The sequence below is a fragment of the Hymenobacter lapidiphilus genome (assembly GCF_003417065.2).
Classification (GTDB): Bacteria; Bacteroidota; Bacteroidia; order Cytophagales; family Hymenobacteraceae; genus Hymenobacter.
Map to the genome: position 1 here is coordinate 1 of NZ_QVLT01000008.1, position 17,946 is coordinate 17,946.

General features: G+C 60.0%; 15 protein-coding genes and 1 rRNA gene. 8 read left to right on the forward strand and 8 right to left on the reverse strand.

The features are described from left to right. Positions 1-9 precede the first annotated feature (9 nt). The 6 genes from rrf (at position 10) to D0N36_RS06345 (ending at position 6,104) form a co-directional block, all read left to right on the forward strand. Positions 10-121, forward strand: a 5S ribosomal RNA gene (rrf, locus tag D0N36_RS06320). A 500-nt stretch (positions 122-621) separates the two neighbouring features. After that, positions 622-2,667, forward strand: coding sequence for a BatA domain-containing protein (locus D0N36_RS06325; protein WP_116940565.1), 2,046 nt, complete (start codon positions 622-624; stop codon positions 2,665-2,667). Between the two features lie 89 nt (positions 2,668-2,756). After that, a complete protein-coding gene (locus tag D0N36_RS06330) occupies positions 2,757-3,287 on the forward strand; it encodes a DUF4199 domain-containing protein (RefSeq protein ID WP_190242550.1) in 531 nt (176 codons plus the stop codon). 43 nt (positions 3,288-3,330) lie between these two features. Next, positions 3,331-3,864, forward strand: coding sequence for a DUF4199 domain-containing protein (locus D0N36_RS06335; protein WP_116940567.1), 534 nt, complete (start codon positions 3,331-3,333; stop codon positions 3,862-3,864). Then, positions 3,857-4,843, forward strand: a complete 987-nt coding sequence (locus tag D0N36_RS06340) for a glycosyltransferase family 2 protein (protein WP_116940568.1) — start codon at positions 3,857-3,859, stop codon at positions 4,841-4,843. The genes D0N36_RS06335 and D0N36_RS06340 overlap by 8 nt, the downstream gene beginning before the upstream one ends. A 136-nt stretch (positions 4,844-4,979) precedes the next feature. Next, positions 4,980-6,104: a glycosyltransferase gene (locus tag D0N36_RS06345; RefSeq protein ID WP_116940569.1), complete on the forward strand. Its 1,125-nt coding sequence runs from the start codon at positions 4,980-4,982 to the stop codon at positions 6,102-6,104. A 31-nt stretch (positions 6,105-6,135) separates the two neighbouring features. On the opposite strand, the gene D0N36_RS06350 is transcribed toward D0N36_RS06345, so the two are convergent. Continuing rightward, positions 6,136-7,248 carry a glycosyltransferase family 9 protein gene (locus tag D0N36_RS06350; RefSeq protein ID WP_116940570.1) on the reverse strand — a complete coding sequence of 371 codons (1,113 nt, stop codon included), beginning with the start codon at positions 7,246-7,248 and terminating at the stop codon, positions 6,136-6,138. A gap of 136 nt (positions 7,249-7,384) precedes the next feature. Beyond that, positions 7,385-8,740 (reverse strand): adenylosuccinate lyase, encoded by a 1,356-nt coding sequence (gene purB / locus D0N36_RS06355; protein WP_116940571.1) that lies wholly within the window; start codon positions 8,738-8,740, stop codon positions 7,385-7,387. 283 nt (positions 8,741-9,023) lie between these two features. Here purB and D0N36_RS06360 point away from each other — a divergent pair, with 283 nt between their 5' ends. After that, positions 9,024-11,168 carry a biosynthetic peptidoglycan transglycosylase gene (locus D0N36_RS06360; protein WP_116940572.1) on the forward strand — a complete coding sequence of 715 codons (2,145 nt, stop codon included), beginning with the start codon at positions 9,024-9,026 and terminating at the stop codon, positions 11,166-11,168. Between the two features lie 431 nt (positions 11,169-11,599). On the opposite strand, the gene D0N36_RS06365 is transcribed toward D0N36_RS06360, so the two are convergent. From D0N36_RS06365 to hemG, 3 genes are all read right to left on the reverse strand, one after another. Further along, on the reverse strand, positions 11,600-12,547 hold the full coding sequence (locus D0N36_RS06365; RefSeq protein WP_116940573.1) for a TerC family protein: 948 nt from the start codon (positions 12,545-12,547) through the stop codon (positions 11,600-11,602). Positions 12,548-12,598: 51 nt separating this feature from the next. Beyond that, positions 12,599-13,429: a polyprenol monophosphomannose synthase gene (locus D0N36_RS06370; protein ID WP_116940574.1), complete on the reverse strand. Its 831-nt coding sequence runs from the start codon at positions 13,427-13,429 to the stop codon at positions 12,599-12,601. 280 nt (positions 13,430-13,709) lie between these two features. Continuing rightward, positions 13,710-15,044 carry a protoporphyrinogen oxidase gene (gene hemG, locus D0N36_RS06375; protein ID WP_116940575.1) on the reverse strand — a complete coding sequence of 445 codons (1,335 nt, stop codon included), beginning with the start codon at positions 15,042-15,044 and terminating at the stop codon, positions 13,710-13,712. A 182-nt stretch (positions 15,045-15,226) separates the two neighbouring features. Between hemG and D0N36_RS06380 the strand changes: the two genes are divergently transcribed. Then, entirely contained in the window at positions 15,227-15,757 is a 531-nt protein-coding gene (locus tag D0N36_RS06380) for a D-glycero-alpha-D-manno-heptose-1,7-bisphosphate 7-phosphatase (protein ID WP_116940576.1), read from the forward strand. 73 nt (positions 15,758-15,830) lie between these two features. On the opposite strand, the gene D0N36_RS06385 is transcribed toward D0N36_RS06380, so the two are convergent. The 3 genes from D0N36_RS06385 to D0N36_RS06395 all read right to left on the reverse strand — a co-directional run bounded on the left by D0N36_RS06385 (position 15,831) and on the right by D0N36_RS06395 (position 17,911). Continuing rightward, complete coding sequence (locus tag D0N36_RS06385; protein WP_190242551.1) at positions 15,831-15,989, reverse strand: hypothetical protein; 159 nt, start codon at positions 15,987-15,989, stop codon at positions 15,831-15,833. A 173-nt stretch (positions 15,990-16,162) separates the two neighbouring features. Beyond that, complete coding sequence (locus D0N36_RS06390) at positions 16,163-16,321, reverse strand: hypothetical protein (RefSeq protein ID WP_190242552.1); 159 nt, start codon at positions 16,319-16,321, stop codon at positions 16,163-16,165. Between the two features lie 186 nt (positions 16,322-16,507). Further along, complete coding sequence (locus tag D0N36_RS06395; protein ID WP_116940700.1) at positions 16,508-17,911, reverse strand: type III PLP-dependent enzyme domain-containing protein; 1,404 nt, start codon at positions 17,909-17,911, stop codon at positions 16,508-16,510. Positions 17,912-17,946 lie beyond the last annotated feature (35 nt).

The following is a 17,946-nucleotide window of genomic DNA, read 5'->3' on the forward strand; positions in this document are numbered from 1 at the left end:
TGAATTGATAATGGTGGCTTTAGCCCGGGTGTTCACCTCTTCCCATTCCGAACAGAGTCGTTAAGCCCCGGAGCGCCTATGGTACTGCCTTCATCGGTGGGAGAGTCGGTCGCCGCCAACCTTATCATGCTTGCTGCCCCGCAGCGTCCAGCCTCATGGCCCGGATGCGCGGGGCAGCTCGCGTTTATAGCTACCCGTCGTACGCCCACCCCAGGGCTGGCGGTGGCTGGCGATGGCTGCCAGCAAGAAGGCCCGTTCCCTCAAGGTGAGGAAACGGGCCTGCTGGGTTTTACCAGGGCGGTGCCGCGGGCTACCGCTTCGGGCCCGACACTACCTCCACCATACTTCCCGGGGAGAGGTATTGCTGGTTATACTACTCGGAGAAACACGCCTTCCAGGTAGAATATGTTGTGCGGCTATTCTGCTTCATATTCAGCTGCTACCTCCTCTTCCTCCTGCTGCACGTTTATGTCGAATTGTAAGGCTGGAGTATCTGCTCAATTAGCAGGTATCCCAGCCTTTTCTGGCGCCTGTTAAATCCGTAGTTATCCTGTAAAGACTTGATTGGGAATTACCGCCCCTTTTTTGTGTTTACCTTCACGGAATTACTGTTTCTGTTGCATGGTATTTACATATCCGTGGTTTCTGTGGGGTTTAATGGCTACTGCCATTCCTATTGCCATTCACCTTTTTGAATTGCGCCGGCCGCAACGTGTGCTTTTCTCCAATGTGGAGTTCATTCGGGAAGTGAAGCTGGTAACAGCGCGGCAACGTAAGCTGAAGCATCTGCTCGTGCTGGCGGCCCGTATCGGGTTCGTTGTCTTTCTGGTACTACTATTTGCTCAGCCATTTGTCCCGGCTTCCCAACAGGCGGTTACGGGTAACGTGGTGCAGATAGTTCTCGATAATTCACCCAGCATGCGTCAGCTTGGGCCCAACGACCAGCCAGTTTTAGACCAAGCAATTGAAGAGGCTGTTGACCTGCCGTTGGCTTTTCCGGCGGCGGCTCGTTTTGGTCTCTCGCCGGGCAGCCCTGATCTGTTGAGCGCGCCTGCTTTTCGTAATGCGGCAGAACAGGTACAGATAAGCGGACAAGCTGGCGAGTTGAGCAGGGCATTGGCTCAACACCAGCAAGGCCGTGCGGCCGGAGCGGGGCCTTTGTTCGTGTTTTCTGATTTTCAGCGAAATGATTTTTCAGTCAATAGCCTACGGTTACTTGACTCTACGAGGCAAGTGTTTCTGGTGCCTGCTCGGGCTCTAGCTACTGCAAATGTGTTTGTAGACAGCGTCTGGCTGGATGATGGGTTTGTACGTAGTGGCGTTGACTTGACACTGTACATCAGGCTGAAGAATGGGGGGCAGAAGGTGGCTGAGAACTATCCGGCCAAACTGTTTGTGGGCACACGGCAGGCTGCGGCTTTCCAGGCTACGGTGCCGCCGGGGCAAACGGTGACAACGCAGGTGCGACTACGATTGAATGGTCAGCAAGTACAGCTGTGCCGGGTGGTGGTGGATGACTTTCCAGTAGATTTTGATAACACCTACTACTTTGCTTTGCAGCCAGCCGTGCAAATTAATGTGGTGGAGGCTGCCCTTAACGAGCAACTCAGGCGGCTTTACGGAAATGAGCCTCTGTTCAGCTATCAGTTTACCAACGCCCAGACGGCCGACTACCGCAAACTGGCAACAGGCAACTTGCTGTTACTGCGCGAGGCGCCTGTACTAACTGCCGGACTGCGTGAGAACCTGCGCCGGGCGGTGCAGCGCGGAGCCACGCTGGTTGTTGTGCCCCCAGCATCAGTGGGTAGCCGCGAGGCGTATGGGCAGCTGTTTCGTGAGCTGGGGATAGGGCCGGTGCAATGGCAACCAGTGTCGGCCCGTGGACCGGTGCTACAGGAAGTGGCCCTGCCCGATACCCGGAATCCCTTCTTTCAGGATGTGTTTGCGGGTGTTAACCCGCGGGCTGGTATGCCCCGGGTAGCTCCGGTGCTGCGTTGGGCACGCACGGGTACCGAGGTGCTGCGCATGCGCGACGGCGAAAGCTACTTGGCCGGCTTTAGTAGCGGTGCGGGTATGGTGTACGTTTTTTCGGCACCTTTTAGCGCCCCGTATTCAGATATTATGCAGCACCCGTTGTTTGTGCCAGTGCTCTATAAGCTAGCCATGCAGAGCTACCGGCAACCGCAACAGCCTGCTTACCGGCTCAATCAGGCTGTGGTAGAGGTGCAGCTACCAGAAACGAGGGCTGCAGCAGAGACAGTGTACCGGCTGGTGCAGGACAGCCTGAGTTTTATCCCGGTACACCGCCGGCAGGGCAGCACGCTACGGTTGGATATTCCGCCCGGACTGCGGCAGCCCGGGTTCTACGAATTGCGGCAGAAAGATAAAACCGTCGCCACGCTGGCTTTTAATTTTGCTAAGCGCGAATCGGAACTCGCTGGCTACTCGGCGGCCGAGCTGCAGGGGCTTATTGGTCCAAACCTACCTAATGTGCAGGTGTATGAAACCGCTGGCAAACAGACGGCTGCCGCTCAATATAAAGCTACACGGGTTGGCAAACCGCTGTGGCAGTACTGCATTTGGGGGGCACTGGCATGTCTGCTGCTAGAGGCGGTACTGCTGCGCTGGAAACGTCGGTCTGCCCCTGCAGCGGCCGCGGTGGCGTAAGCGGGCTGAGGCTGCTAACTCTGATAAGCGGTTGAGTAAGGGTGATAGCAACGGCGCCCGTATCTTGCGGCCTCATTCGACTTCCGCTTTTGAAACCAACTACCGCTTCTATTGCCCACCCTGTGCTGCGCACTGCCCTATTGTGCGGAGCCATTACCGGGGCGCTGTGCTTTATCTGGGTGCTGTTTCTGTACTTCAGTGACAATAATCCTTACGGCCCTAAACGGACGCTGGCCGATTTTTTCCCGCCTTTGGCTGCCATTACCAGCCAAGTGTTGCTGCGGCGCTACTACCAGCCTGAAGGGCCAGGGCTCTGGAAAAGTATCGGGGTGGGGTTACTAACCGCATTGATAGGCGCAGTGGTGGCGGCAACGGCTTTTTACCTGTTTTCGCGGCTCACAGGGCCGGGGTTGATTGAACAGCATCTGACCGAAGTATATAAACTGCTTGAAAGTACGAAAGCGCTGTACCTGAAAGAGGCCAATGGCCTGCAGCAGTACGAAGCCACGCTGCGCAACCTGGCCCGAACACCGGTTGAATTTGCCCAGGACGAATTCTCCAAAAAGCTGTTTTTCGGGGTGCTCATCAGTATTCCGGGTGGAGTGTTCTTGCGGAAATAATATACCTTCCCGCATTCAATCACTCTCTTCCCCCTTTTTGCTCATGGAAAACACCACTACTCCTGCTGTTACCCCCGTTTCTGTTGGTATTCGCTACGGCCTGCTGACGGGCATCGTTACTGTAATCTATTCCCTGATTCTGAAGGCTGCCAACTTGGAGCAAATGCCTGTTATGGGCCTGCTGACGTTCGCCATTCTGATTGTTGGGATTGTGTTGGCGCATAAATTCTACAAGAAGGCTTCCGGCGGCTTTATGAGCTACGGGCAGGGCTTAGGTATTGCCACCATTGCCGGGGCCGTTATTGGTGCTCTGAGTGGCGTATTTAGCTATATATATGTCAATTTCATCGATACAGAGTACGCGCAGCGGGCAGTAGCTGCAGCCCGGGCTAAAATGGAAGCTGACGGTAAACTCAGTGAAGAGCAGATTGACCAGGCGATGGAGTGGACTTCGAAAATGATGCCTACCGGACCTTTGAGCATCTTCTGGGCTATTCTGGCAACTGCTTTTTTTGCCTTCCTACTGGCCCTTGTTATATCCGCCTTCACCAAAAACAAACGCCCTGAGTTTGAGTAAGCGCCTGCCGCAGCACTTTCCGGTGGAGCTGTCCATCGTTATTCCGCTGCTCAACGAAGCCGAGTCCCTACCTGAGCTGACGCGCTGGATTCACCGCGTGTTGGCCCAGCACGGGCTTACCTACGAGGTTATTCTCATCGACGACGGCTCGACCGACGACTCCTGGGACGTGATTGAGGAGCTGGCCACGACGGACACGCACCTGCGCGGCATCCGCTTCAACCGTAACTATGGCAAGTCGGCGGCCCTCAACGTGGGCTTCAAGGAAACGACCGGCCGGGTGGTGTGCACCATGGATGCCGACCTGCAGGACTCGCCCGAGGAGCTGCCCGAACTCTACCGCATGATTACCCAGGACGGCCTCGACCTGGTGAGCGGCTGGAAGAAAAAGCGCTTCGACCCGCTCAGCAAAACCATTCCCACCAAGCTGTTCAACGGCGTTACGCGCTGGATTTCGGGCATCAGCCTGCACGATTTCAACTGTGGGCTGAAGGCCTACGACAGCCGGGTGGTGAAAAGCATCGAGGTGTACGGCGAAATGCACCGCTACATCCCCGTTATTGCCAAATGGGCCGGTTTCCGGCGCATCGGCGAGAAGGTGGTGCAGCACCAGGAGCGTAAGTACGGTACCACCAAATTCGGGCTGGAGCGGTTCGTTTACGGCTTCCTCGACCTGATGAGCATCACTTTCGTGAGCCGGTTCCGGCGGCGGCCGATGCACTTTTTTGGGGCAATGGGCTCGGTTTCCTTTCTGCTGGGTATGCTGATTGCGCTCGGGTTGATGATAGACAAAGTCTGGCACTCCTGGCAGAACGTGGCTACCCGCTCCGTCACCGACCAGCCCCTGTTCTTCCTGGCCCTGGTAGCCGTAATAGTGGGTGTGCAGCTGTTTCTGGCCGGTTTTCTGGCTGAAATGGTACAGCTCAACGGCGACAACCGGAATGATTATCTGGTAAAGGAGCGGCTGAATCTGAAATAGAGAGGAAAAGCAGTTGTCATCCGGAGCTTGCGAAGGACCTGTGTAGAAGCTATCAACTGATAGTAACTTCCATACAGGTCCTTCGCAAGCTCCGGATGACAACTGCTTTTATTCCATCACCTAATTATCTAGCACCATGCGTGTCGTTATTATCGGGCCGGCTTATCCGTTGCGGGGAGGACTGGCGACCTACAACGAGCGGCTGGCTTACGCCTTCCGGGAGGCCGGCGACGAGGTGCGGCTGGTAACATTTTCGCTCCAATACCCCGATTTTCTGTTTCCGGGCCAGACCCAGTTCAGCACTGGCCCCGCGCCTGAGGGGTTAGCTATTGAAGTCAGTCTGAACTCGGTGAATCCGCTTTCGTGGTGGAAAGTAGGAGAGAAGCTGCGCCGCGAAAAGCCCGATCTGGTAATCTTCCGGTTCTGGCTGCCGTTTATGGGGCCGGCGCTGGGCACCGTGGCGCGCCTCGTGCGCCGCAACGGCCATACCCGCGTGGTGGCCATCACCGACAACGTGATTCCGCACGAGTCCCGCCCCGGCGACCGGCCGCTGACCCGTTATTTCCTGAGTGCCTGCCACGGCTTCGTGACGATGAGCCGCGCCGTGCTGGCCGACCTGCGCCGCCTGCACTTCCGCCAGCCGGCCCTCTACCGCCCGCACCCGCTCTACGACAACTTTGGCCCCACCAAGCCTAAAGCCGAAGCCCTAACGGCCCTCAACCTCGACCCAGCATTTGGCTACCTGCTGTTCTTCGGCTTTATCCGCGCCTACAAGGGTCTCGATATCCTGCTCGAAGCCTTTGCCGACGAGCGGCTGGCCGGGTTGCCGGCAAAGCTGATAATTGCCGGCGAATACTACGAGGACGCTGCGCCCTACGAAGCCCTCATCAAGCAGCACAATCTGGAAAGCCGCCTCATTCGGGCCACCGACTTTATCCCCAATGAACAGGTGGCCGACTACTTCTGCGCTGCCGATATCGTGGTGCAGCCCTACAAAAACGCCACCCAAAGCGGTGTTTCGCAGATTGCCTACCACTTCGGTCGCCCCATGCTGGTAACCGACGTCGGCGGCCTGGCCGAGCTGATTCCGGACGGTGAGGTAGGCTACGTGGTACCGCCCGCGCCCCGCGCCATTGCCGACGCGCTGGTTGACTTTTACTCTCAGCAGCGGGAGACGGAATTTATGGCTGGAGTGGCAGCGAAACGCAAGGATTTTTCGTGGGAGGTAATGGTGGCGGCATTAAAAGAGGTGGCGGGCTGACCGTTATTGCTTCGCGCTACTCGCAATGACACTACACCGTCACACTTGCCCGCACCGCCTCAAACACCTTTTCGGCCGGTAGATCTTCCATGCAGCTGGTGCCGAGCTTACAGGAGCCTCGGTAGAAGCAGACGCACTGCCGGTCGGGCTGCACGATTTGGCCGCGGCCGTAAAGGTCGAATTCGTGGGGGTTGAAGATGTTGTTCATTAGAATCGTGGGTTTCTGCAGGGCGATGCTGATGTGCATGGCCATTGTTACCTGCGTCACGATGCCGTCTAGCTGGTGCATCAGGTTGATGAACTGGGGCAGGGGGAAGGTGCCCAGGTAGGCGGCGCCGGTGGCAGCGTGCAGCGCACGGTTGCGGGCGTCTTCGGCCTCGCCGCCGAGTAATACGGGTGCGTAGCCGGCGGATTGCAGCTTTCCGATTAACTCGGTCCACTTCTCGTCGCTCCATAGGCGTGTCGTCCACCGGTCGCCGCAGCCGGTGTTGAGGCCGATGCGGGGGCGGCCGGTGGGCAGTTGGCTCCAGTCGTAACCCTTGTCCTGGTGGGTGTCGAAAACGTACTCTTCGCCCCGGAAATCGAAGCCGCAGAGCTCGAATATTTCCTGCACGTAGGGCTTCTGGTTCTCCAGGCTCAGTTGGTCAAACACGCCGGTGAGGTACTTGTGGTTGGCCAGTTCGTTCACCGGCCACGGCACGCCATCGGAGGAGCGCAGCGCGTAGCCGAACTTCTGGTTGGCCCTGATGGAGTTGAGCAGCGCGCAGGCTTCCTTCTCCTTGTCGAGGTTGATAACAACATCGAACTCGCGGCCCTGGAGCTGCAGCACGCTGGCAAAATCAAACTTCAGCACCTCCTCAATCTCGCCCTGGGGCAGGATGGCGGGCGTGAGCGTGAGCCAGGTGATGGCGCAGCCGGGATGCTCCTGGCGCAGCCGCCGCAGCAGCGGCGTGGTACGGATAACGTCGCCGATGGCCCCAAGCTTGATGAGCAGGATGCGGCTCGTGACGGGGGAATAAACCGGGCACCCGGCGCACTGGTAGCCGTGCTCCTTGTTGGGACGGCAGGGAACATCGCCCCGGAAATGGCGGCAATCGGGATGAACGGTGATGCCGTTGAGCATGGCTGGGGAAGATAGGATCATGTATTGGGAGGGCAGGGTTTGCCCCGCCCGCACCGTTGGACGAGCCCAAGCGGTATTGTTTAGCGACGGGTGGGGGCAAGCCCCGTCCTTACTGTAACGCGCAACGATGTGGAGAATACCGTCGGCAACTCAGGGGCTACATGCCCACGTAGTTCTGCGGCGTGATGGCGCGCAGCTCTTGCTTCACGGCTTCACTTACATCAAGGCCGTCCACGAACTCGCTGATGGTTTCCTGCGAAATGGCCTGGCCAGTGCGGGTGAGGGCCTTGAGGGCGTTGTAGGGGTCGGGGTAGGCTTCGCGGCGCAGAATGGTTTGCAGCGCCTCGGCCACCACGGCCCAGTTGGCTTCCAGGTCGCGGTGCAGGGCGGCTTCGTCGAGGGCCAGCTTGCCCAGGCCGCGCTGCAAAGCCGCGAGGGCGATGAGCGTGTGGCCCAGCGGCACGCCCAGGTTGCGCAGCACCGTCGAGTCGGTGAGGTCGCGCTGCAGCCGCGAAATCGGGAGCTTGGCCGAAAGGTGTTCGAGCACGGCGTTGGCCAAACCCAGGTTGCCCTCGGCGTTTTCAAAATCGATGGGGTTCACTTTGTGCGGCATGGCCGAGGAGCCCACCTCGCCGGCCTTCACCGTCTGGCGGAAGTAGCCCATGGCAATGTACTGCCACACGTCGCGGGCCAGGTCGATGAGGATGGTGTTGAGCCGCTTGAGGCCGTCGCAGAGGGCCGCCAGGTGGTCGTAGTGCTCAATCTGGGTGGTGGGGTGACTGCGCTTGAGGCCCAGGCGGCCCTCCACGAACTGCTGGGCAAACTCGTGCCAGTCGAGGCCGGGGTAGGCTACGTGGTGGGCGTTGAAGTTGCCGGTAGCGCCGCCGAACTTGGCCCCGAACGGCACCTGGCCCAGCAGCTCCACCTGGGCATCGAGCCGGGCCACGAACACCTCAATTTCTTTGCCCAGGCGGGTGGGCGAGGCCGGCTGACCGTGGGTGCGGGCCAGCATAGGCACGGCGGCCCACTCCTGGGCGCGGGCGGCCAGCTGGTTGCGCACGGCGGCGTAGCCGGGCAGCAGCGTGTGCAGCAGCGCATGCTGCAGGCTCAGCGGAATGGCGGTGTTGTTGATGTCCTGCGAGGTAAGGCCGAAGTGAATAAACTCCACGAACTCGCCCAGTCCCAGCGCTGAAAACTTATCACGCAGGAAATACTCCACGGCCTTTACATCGTGGTTGGTTACGCGCTCATGGGCTTTCACGGCTTCAGCATCGGCAGCCGTAAAGCTGGTGTAGAGCGCGCGCAACGAATCGAACGTGCTCTTATCTACCCGCTGCAGCTGCGGCAGCGGCAGCTCGGCCAGGGCAATGAAATACTCAACTTCCACCAGCACGCGGTAGCGAATCAGGGCCAACTCCGAAAAATAGGCCGTTAGGGGGGCCGTCTGGCGGTGGTAGCGGCCATCGAGGGGCGAAACGGCGGTAAGCGGCGTGAGGGTGGCGGTGTCAGGCATCAGCAAGGAGGGAAGGAGTGAGTTCGCAGGCAAATATACTGTCATCCGGAATCCGGCATCCGCAACGCCAATGAATTGCAGGGGGGCTGCCACCCGGCAATAGTTTCCGGACGGGCCCTTCCATGGCGGACGCCGGATTACCGATAACAGGAGTTTGCGTTCATTTACGCACTCAGGGCGCAGGGCTTTTTGTTTATCTTTGCCATTTAAGCTACTTGGCCGGTGGCGGGTTCGGCCCGATGCTGGCTCGCCCGGCTCTGGCCTTTCGCTTTCTCCCCGATTCGTGCACATCACTCCCGTCATTAAGAAAAGAATTGGCATCGGCCTGGGCATCCTGGCGGTGCTGCTGCTGGCTGGTTTGGGCCTGTTCCTCGTCAAGCGCCAGCAGCTGCTCGAAGCGGCGCTGGTAAAAGTGAAAGCCAAGGTCGAGCGCAAGTTTCCGGTGACGCTCACGCTGGGCCCGGCCCGCTTCATCGACCTGAACACGGTGGAGTTGCGCGGTATCAGCGTGGTGCCCACCGCCCCGCAGCCCACCGACACGCTGCTACGCGCCCGCACCGTGCGCGCCTCGCTCAGCGTGCGCAGCCTGTTTGCCGGCCGGCCCGTGTTCAGCAACCTCGAAATTGATACTGTCCGCCTCACGGCCCGCCAGACCGCCAACGGCCGCGACAATTATTCTTTCCTCTACAAAAAGAAGAAAGGCGCGCCCACTGTGGTCCGCGACACCACCAAGGGCACCAATTACGGCCTGCTGGCCAACCAGCTCCTCGAAGCTACCTTCGATAACGTGCCCGACGAGGCCGATTTTCGCGAGTTTCTCATCACCTACGACGGCCCCCGCCACCGCGCCCGCCTCGTAATGTCGCGTCTGGCTATTAAGAGCGGTGAAATTTCGGGCGAGATGACGGCCCTGATTGACTCGGTGGAAAACCGGGTGGGCATCATCGGCCGCATTGATGCCGGCGACTACGAGGTGGACGCGCAGGTGTTCGGCCTCGATAAGCGGCCGGTGGTGCTGCCCATCGTGCAGCGCCGCTACGGGGCCCGGGTGCAGTTCGATACCATCCGCGTAAGCCTATCCGACAAGACGTTCCGGCGCGACGAGCTGACGCTTACGGGCACGGCTTCGGCCGTCAATTTCATCGTCAACCACCCCAAGCTGTCCGATCAGGATGTGCGTTTCCCGCGCGGGGGCATCGATTTCGTGACCCGGCTGGGGCAGGCTTCGTTTGCGCTTGAAAAAGGTACGCGGGTGCTGCTCAACCGCATGGAGTTCTTTCCGGAGCTGAGCGTACGCCGCCGGCCGGTGCCCGAGCGGGTGGTTGGCAAGAACATCAACGGCCTGACCAGCCGCAGCCAGGCGCTGGCCGGTATGGTGGTGAAGCTGGACGTGGAGTCGGCCGAAACCAAAGCCAACGACTTTTTCGAGGCCCTGCCCGAGGGTATGTTTGAAACCCTGGAAGGTACCCGCGCCGAAGGTACGCTGCAGTACAAGCTGCACGCCGCCCTCGACATGAACCAGGTGGATAGCCTGGAGTTCGATTCGAGCCTGCGGGCTACCAAGTTCCGCATTACCCGCTTCGGCCGCGAAAACCTCAACAAGCTCAACGAGTCGTTCCGCTACACGGCCTACAACGACAAGGGCGACTCGGTGAAAGTGTTTACGGTAGGACCCGAAAACCCCGAGTTTACGCCCTATAACCAGGTTTCTGACTACCTGAAGTACGCCATCATGACGGCCGAAGACCCACGCTTCATGACCCACCGGGGTTTCATGGAGAAGGCCTTTGTGAAGTCGGCTATCCAGAACCTGAAGGAGCGGCGCTTCGCCCGCGGCGGCAGCACCCTCTCGATGCAGCTGGTGAAAAACGTGTTCCTGACCCGCAAGAAAACTATTGTGCGCAAGGTCGAGGAGGCACTTATCGTCTGGATTATTGAGAATACCCGGCTGGCCAGCAAGCAGCGGATGCTGGAAGTGTACCTGAACATCATCGAGTGGGGCCCGCGGATTTACGGCGTGCACGAGGCGGCCGATTTTTACTTCGACAAGTCACCGGCCAACCTCAACCTGTCAGAAAGCCTGTATCTGGCCAGTATTATCCCGAGTCCGAAGCGCTTCAGGGCCGGCTTCAACCAGTATGGCGACCTGCGCGGCTCGTCGCGCTACTTCCGCCGCCTGATTGCCCAGCTGATGGCCCGGCGTGGCTACATCTCGGAGGGCGAGTCCGAAAGCGTGGGTGGCGTAAGCTTCAGCGGGCGTGGCCTGCAGGCCATGAACTTTAGCGCCCGCCCCGATACCACCCGCCTGGCCCTGCCCGCCGATTCGACCGAGTTCGAGCCGCTGAACCTGCTGGATTTGCTCGGCACCGATGTGCCACCCAGCCAGGAGGTCCCGGCAGGCACTGCTGTTCCACCGAAGCCGGAGTAGCAGGCAGGTGTTGATGTGCTTGTAATCCGGTGTTCGGCCCTGCCCCGGCTGAGTCCCAGCGGGGCGGCACATCGGTAGAAAAGCAGCGAATGAAGAAGCAAGCACCCGTGAGAAGTACCCGTCTTTTAGCTACGGATACTTCTGCACGGGTACTTAGCGCAGCTTTCAGGTTATTGTAGTAGGGGCGGGGCTTGTCCCCGCCCGCCGTTAAACGGTTATGGCCAGACGGCGGGCGGGGGCAAGCCCCGCCCCTACATCGGCCACTGCACACTGACATGAAAGTTGCGCTAAAAGCCCCATTGGGGCGACACCCATCGTTCAACGACTAGTGTCGCCCCAATGGGGCTTTTTATGTTTCTGGGCACGTTGCTGTTACCGATGTGCCGCCCCACTGGGGCAGAACCGGGGCAGGACCGGACACCAAGCCACAGTTACTCGCCTACCGCCTCACTTTTCTCCGCGACAGGTTTCGGGAACAGCAGCGACAAAATCACCGACATGAACAGAATAACCCCGACCGTGCCCAGCGACCAGCCCATCGAAATATGCACGTCTAGTCCTTCTGCGAGCAGTTTGCCGCCGATGAACACCAGAATAAGCGCCAGGCCGTAGTGCAGGTAATGAAACAGGCGCATGAGGCCTTCGAGGGCGAAATACAGCGCCCGCAGGCCGAGCAGCGCAAACACGTTGCTGGTGTACACGATAAACGTGTCGCGCGAAACGGCCAGAATAGCCGGGATGGAGTCGGCGGCGAAAATGACGTCGGTGGTTTCCACCATCACTAAAACCACCAGCAGGGGCGTGGCGAACAGTACGCCGTCTTTGCGCACAAAAAAATTGCCGCCGTGCAGCTGGCTGGTGATGGGCAGATGGCGACTCAGGAACTTGACTATCGGATTGTTGTCGGGGTCAATTTCGGGCTCGGAGCCACTGGTCGCCATTTTGACGCCCGTGTACACGAGGAAGGCCCCGAGCACGTACATGAGGAAGTGGAACTTGGCCAGCAACGCCGCACCCACCAGAATAAACACGCCCCGCAGCACCAATGCCCCGATAATTCCCCAGAACAGGATTTTGTGCTGGTACTGCGCCGGCACCTTGAAATAGGTGAAAATCAGCAGAAACACGAACAGGTTGTCCACGCTCAGCGACTTTTCGATGAGGTAGCCCGTGAGGAACTCCAGGGCCGCAGCTTTGCCCAACCACTGGTACACCAGGTAGTTGAAACTCAGCGAAAGCGCAATCCAGAAAGCGCTCCAGCTCAGCGCCTCGCGCATGCTCACAACATGGTCTTTGCGGTTGAAAACCAACAGGTCGAGCAACAGCAGGGCCAGCACAACTACGTTGAAGCCGATCCAGAACAGCGGGGAAATTTCCATTAGTGGCAAGATACACGGCCGCCGCCAAAAGGAGGGGCCGGGACGTTACGGTTAGGAGGTCGTCTGGCGCGTTTCCGAGTCGGCCGGGCCGACCGTAGCGGCTGTCAGCGGGCCGGTGCGGTGGGCAGTGCCAGTAGGCGAAGCCGCGGCACTGCGGTCGAAGCGGCGAAACAGACTGCTGATTTTCATCTGCACTACGCCAAAGAAGGCCTCCTTGAAGATGCCTTTACTCATTTTAGAGGTGCCCCGGGTGCGGTCGGTAAACACAATCGGTACTTCTTTGAGGCGAAACCCATACTTATAGGCCAGCCACTTCATCTCAATCTGGAAAGCATAGCCTACAAACCGGATTCGCTCGCGCGTAATTACCCGTAGCACCGGGGCCGTGTAGCATTTAAAGCCGGCCGTAGCGTCCATGATGGGCATGCGCGTAACCAACCGCACGTAGGCCGAGGCGAAGTACGACATCAATACCCGGCTCATGGGCCAGTTAACCACATTCACCCCCTCGATGTAGCGCGAGCCAATGGCCAGGTCGTAGCCCTGATAGGCGCAGGCGTCGTAGAGGCGCATCAGGTCCTCGGGGTTGTGCGAGAAGTCGGCGTCCATCTCGAACACGTACTCGTAGCCGCGGGCCAGGGCCCAGCCGAAGCCGTGCAGGTACGCCGTGCCCAGTCCCATTTTGCCGCTGCGCTCCTCTAGAAACAGGCGCCCCGGAAACTCCACCATCAGCTCGCGCACAATGGTGGCCGTGCCGTCGGGCGAGCCATCGTCGATGATGAGCACGTCGAACGGCTGGGACAGCGAGAAAACTTTACGGATAATCAATTCCGCGTTTTCCCGCTCGTTGTAGGTTGGTATCAGAACGAGGCCGTCAGTCATTGCCGTAAAGGTAAAATTTTGCGCGAGGAGCGAGGCTGACGAATGAAATACGGCTGCCGGTGGCACACCTGGTGGGGCAAAAGGCCGGCAAGCTACCCGAAAGATGCGCCCGGCTGGCAGCGGGTTGCGTGCCGGAAGCCGAATAACCGCCCTGCGGCTTCCGGGTTCAATGAATATAAGGTTTATGCGCTTATTGCCTTTTAGCTGTTTCGGGGCCGAAAAAAACTAGGATTATGCCGCTGCAACGTCACTTCTGTTTTCGAGCCGGGCCGCTAACAGCCTACCGGGCTGCGGCCAGCGTGGCAGCCAGCTGCCGGGCGTGGCGCACGCAATCGGGCACGCCGACGCCCGCGCGCCAGTTGGCCGTGGTGTGCAAGCCCTGGGCCTGCAGGGCATCGGCGGCGGCGTGGGCGGGCACAATGCGGGCATCGAACTGCGGAATGGCGCGGGGCCAGAAGTAACGGTGCTGCCAGACTGGCGCGGCGCCCGCTTTCAGCCCGTAGAAGCGGCTGAGCTCGGCATGCACGGCCGCCTGCTGCCCGGCGGCCGATTCGCGCGCCTGTGGCTCATACTGGGTGCCGCCCACAAACGTGGTGAACAGCACCTGCCCGGCCGGGGCGCGGTTCGGGAAAATGGAACTGGTCCAGATGCTGCCGGCGGCATAGGGCTGCTCGGCCTTGGGGTGCAGGGCCCCGAAGCCGTTGAGCGGGTGGCCCACATCGGCGCGCTGGTAAGCGGTGTAGATGGCAGCCATGGGCGGGTAGTACACCGCCGCCAGCGCGGCGGCCTGCTCCGGAAACTGCTCGGCCAGCAGCGGCGCGGTGGCATAGGTGGGCAGGGCCAGCACTACCTGCTTGTACAGGCGCGGCGCGGGGCCAGCGGTGGTTTCCAGCTCCCAGCGGCCGTCATCGTCGTGGCGGTGCAGGCGGGTAGCCGCCTGCCCGAAGTGGGCCCGGCGCAGTTTGGCAGCCAGCGTGGCGGGCAGCGTCTGCAGGCCCCCGACCAGCGACACAATGCGGCGGCGGCCCGCCTTGCTCTTGCCCTGCATCAGCCCGCGCAGCACCGAGCCGTGCTGCTGCTCCAGGGCAGCCAGCTGCGGAAAGGTTTTGTGCAGCAGCAGCTGCGAAGGGTCGCCGGCGTAGATGCCCGAAATAAAGGGGTTGAGCGCGTACTCGACCACTTCGGGGCCGAAACGGCGCGCAAAAAACGCGCTCAGCGTTTCGAGCTCATCAACTGGCTCGGGCTTGCGAAACAGCTCCCGCACAATATTGTAGCGGCCTTTCAGGCTGAAAAATTTGCTGGTGAGCAGCCCGGGCGGGGTGCCGGGCAGCGGCTGGTAGGCCCCGGCCCGCAGCACGTAGCGGTTCTGGCTGACAGCCGCCGCATCCTCGATTTTATCGTTCAGCCCCAGCTCGCTGAACAGGGCCGCCAGCTCGTCGGAAAGCTGCAGCGAGTTGGGGCCCACTTCTAGCAGGTAGCCACCATGCTGCTCCGAGCAGATGTTACCGCCCGGCCGCGCATCGGCCTCAAACAGGTCGTAATCAATACCCGCCCGCTGCAGCCCCCAGGCCAGTGTGAGGCCCGAAATACCCCCGCCGATAATTGCAATAGCCATGAATTGATGAACTGATGTGGGGCAAAGATACGGCCCTCCGGGGCGGGGCGAATGATTTTGCTCCGACCCAAAGGCTGCCCAAACAACCCCATTAAACGCAACCGGGTTCTTCGCTCCGTGGCTAGGTGAGTGGGGGCGCGCCTATCTTTGCCCGCGCATCAATCCATCAACCATTCATCCCTATGAACAAAGCCGTTTTCCTCGACCGCGACGGAGTGCTTAACCGCGAAATCGGGACGTATGTGTGGGAACCGGCCCGCTTTGAGGTGCTGCCGGGGGTGCCCGAGAGCCTGGCTCGGCTGCAGGCTGCCGGCTACCGGCTGATTGTGGTAACCAACCAGGCTGGCATTGCCCGCGGCCTCTACACCGCTGCCGACGTGCAGGCCTGCCACGCCAAGCTGCAGCAGGAGGTGGGCGGCATTATCGATGCGCTGTACTTCGCGCCCGGCCATCCCAGCGTGTCGGAGAGCCTGCGACGCAAGCCCGATTCGCTGATGCTGGAGCAGGCGCTGGCTCGTTTCGGGCTCGATGCAGCCCGCTGCTGGCTGGTGGGCGACCGGCTCCGCGATATTGCCGCCGCCGAAAAAGTGGGCGTGCGTGGCCTGCTGGTGGGCCCCGACGAGCCGGCCGGCTACGTGCCCCGCACCGCCGACCTGCCCGCCGCCACTGACTTTATCCTGGCCACCGATGCGGCGCTGGCAGCAGGCCGGTAACGCAATCGGCCGCCGGCTTTCTACAGTAGCAGCAGAAGCTGGCGGCCGGGCGAGGCAGCTGATAAGCGAAGTGTTACTGTTGATTGGAGGCAACGGCCGTGCTGGCCAGCACCGGCGCTACTGGGGTAGCCTGGTGCAAAGCAGGCTTTACTGAGGTGAAGGCGGGACACTGCGTACGGCAGGAAATGGCTCCAAAGGACAGGAAGAGTCCGAAAAGAAGAAGCTTTTTCATGGCAAAATACTAACTGTATGGTAAAAGGTGGGTGCTAAGCGTAACGCTTTCAGCTGCCCAACGCTTTGGTTGCCCCCAGATTGCCCTGCCCGCTGAAAGCAACGAACCATAGTAATGCAAAACGCTCCCCGGGTTGGGGAGGCGTTTCGCAGTGGTGGGGGCGACAGTAGCGACTATTGCCGGTCGGTGGCGGCAGTCGGGCCCTGGGCCATTACGGGCGACGAGAGCCGGTTGGCATCCTTAATGCCGCTGTAGGCTGGGCAGTTGGATTTTTTGTTGCAGGAGCCGAGGCCGAGGCCGGCTACGCAAGCGAGGAGTAGGAGTTTTTTCATGCGTGAAAACAAGAGTGAGGGCACTGCCCAAAGAAGATATCGGTCATAAAGATAACCGGCTGAAATCCGCCCTGCAACTACCCGGCCAACGCTGGGCCCGTAGGCCTGCCGGAGGCCCAAAAAAAGCGGGAGCCCCGGCCTGGGGCTCCCGCTTTTTTGGGTTGGGAGGGCCGAAGCCCCGCGCCGCTATACCTGGTAGCCCAGAATCCGCAGCATCGACTCGCCGGTCTGCTCCTCGGCAAACACCCGGTCGGTGAGGTTTCCATCGGCGTCGCGGTCCAGAATCACGATTTTGGGCGCCGGAATCAGGCAGTGCTTTACGCCGCCGTAGCCCGAAAGGCTCTCCTGGTAAGCGCCCGTGTGGAAGAAGCCCACATATAGTGGTTCAGCGTCGGTGGCGGGCTTGCGCTCGGGCAGAAACACCTGGTAGATGTGCTTCTCGGAGTTGTAGTAGTCCTGCGAGTCGCAGGTAAGGCCGCCGAGCTGGATTTTTTTGTATTTTTTATCCCAGCCGTTGATGGCCAGCATGATGAAGCGCTGGTTCAGGGCCCAGGTGTCGGGCAGGTTAGTGATGAACGAGCCGTCAATCATGTACCACAGCTCCTTATCGTTCTGCAGCTTCTCGTCCAGAATCGAGTAGATGGTAGCGCCGGACTCGCCCACCGTGAAGATGCCGAACTCGGTGAACACGTCGGGCTCGGGTACGCCTTCCTCGGTGCAGATGCGCTTGATGGTGCGCAGCACCTCCTCAATCATGTAGGGGTAGTCGTACTCCTTCTGGATAGACGTCTGGATGGGCAGGCCGCCGCCGATGTCGATGGTTGTGAGCGTGGGGCACACCTTGCGCATCTCGCAGTACTGGTGCACAAACCGGCTCAACTCCGACCAGTAATAGGACGTATCCTTGATGCCGGTGTTGATGAAGTAGTGCAGCATCTTCAGCTCGAAGCGCGGGTCGTCCTTGATTTTGCTTTCGTAGAGCGGCAGCGCATCGGCGTAGCGGATGCCCAGGCGCGAAGTGTAGAACTGGAAGCGCGGCTCCTCATCCGAAGCCAGGCGCATGCCCAATGAGCAATTTTCGCGCACGTTATCGTGGTAGTAATCCACCTCGTTGGGCGAGTCGAGGATGGGCATGCAGTTGGCGAAGCCGTCGTTGATGAGGCGGGTAACTTCGCGCTTGTACTCCTCGGTTTTGAAGCCGTTGCAGATGATGTAGGTATCCTTGGTCACGAGGCCCTTGGCATGCATGGCCCGGATGATATTGGTATCGAACCAGGACGAGGTTTCGATGTGAACATCATTTTTAAGCGCCTCTTCGACCACGAAGCTGAAGTGCGAGGCCTTGGTGCAATAGGCGTAGGAGTACTTGCCGCGGTAGCCGGTTTGCTCGATGCCGCGCCGGAACCACTCCTGGGCCCGCTGAATCTGGGAGCTGATTTTGGGCAGGTAGGCGAGGCGCAGCGGCGTGCCATGCTTCTTCACCAGGGCCATCAAATCGATGCCCTCGAAGCGCAGTTCGTTGTTTTCGACTGTGAACTCGTCGGTCGGGAAATCGAAGGTTTGGGAAATCAGGTCGCGGTAGGTATCCATGTAGGGCATTGGGGGCTTTAGCGTTTAGTGCCTAG

Excerpts from the sequence above, each read along its gene's own strand:
- D0N36_RS06325 (WP_116940565.1), top strand. The coding sequence starts at position 622 with ATGGTATTTACATATCCGTGGTTTCTGTGGGGTTTAATGGCTACTGCC.
- D0N36_RS06335 (WP_116940567.1), top strand. The coding sequence starts at position 3,331 with ATGGAAAACACCACTACTCCTGCTGTTACCCCCGTTTCTGTTGGTATT.
- D0N36_RS06345 (WP_116940569.1), top strand. The coding sequence starts at position 4,980 with ATGCGTGTCGTTATTATCGGGCCGGCTTATCCGTTGCGGGGAGGACTG.
- D0N36_RS06350 (WP_116940570.1), bottom strand. The coding sequence starts at position 7,248 with ATGATCCTATCTTCCCCAGCCATGCTCAACGGCATCACCGTTCATCCC.
- purB (WP_116940571.1), bottom strand. The coding sequence starts at position 8,740 with ATGCCTGACACCGCCACCCTCACGCCGCTTACCGCCGTTTCGCCCCTC.
- D0N36_RS06365 (WP_116940573.1), bottom strand. The coding sequence starts at position 12,547 with ATGGAAATTTCCCCGCTGTTCTGGATCGGCTTCAACGTAGTTGTGCTG.
- D0N36_RS06370 (WP_116940574.1), bottom strand. The coding sequence starts at position 13,429 with ATGACTGACGGCCTCGTTCTGATACCAACCTACAACGAGCGGGAAAAC.
- hemG (WP_116940575.1), bottom strand. The coding sequence starts at position 15,044 with ATGGCTATTGCAATTATCGGCGGGGGTATTTCGGGCCTCACACTGGCC.
- D0N36_RS06380 (WP_116940576.1), top strand. The coding sequence starts at position 15,227 with ATGAACAAAGCCGTTTTCCTCGACCGCGACGGAGTGCTTAACCGCGAA.
- D0N36_RS06385 (WP_190242551.1), bottom strand. The coding sequence starts at position 15,989 with ATGAAAAAGCTTCTTCTTTTCGGACTCTTCCTGTCCTTTGGAGCCATT.
- D0N36_RS06390 (WP_190242552.1), bottom strand. The coding sequence starts at position 16,321 with ATGAAAAAACTCCTACTCCTCGCTTGCGTAGCCGGCCTCGGCCTCGGC.
- D0N36_RS06395 (WP_116940700.1), bottom strand. The coding sequence starts at position 17,911 with ATGGATACCTACCGCGACCTGATTTCCCAAACCTTCGATTTCCCGACC.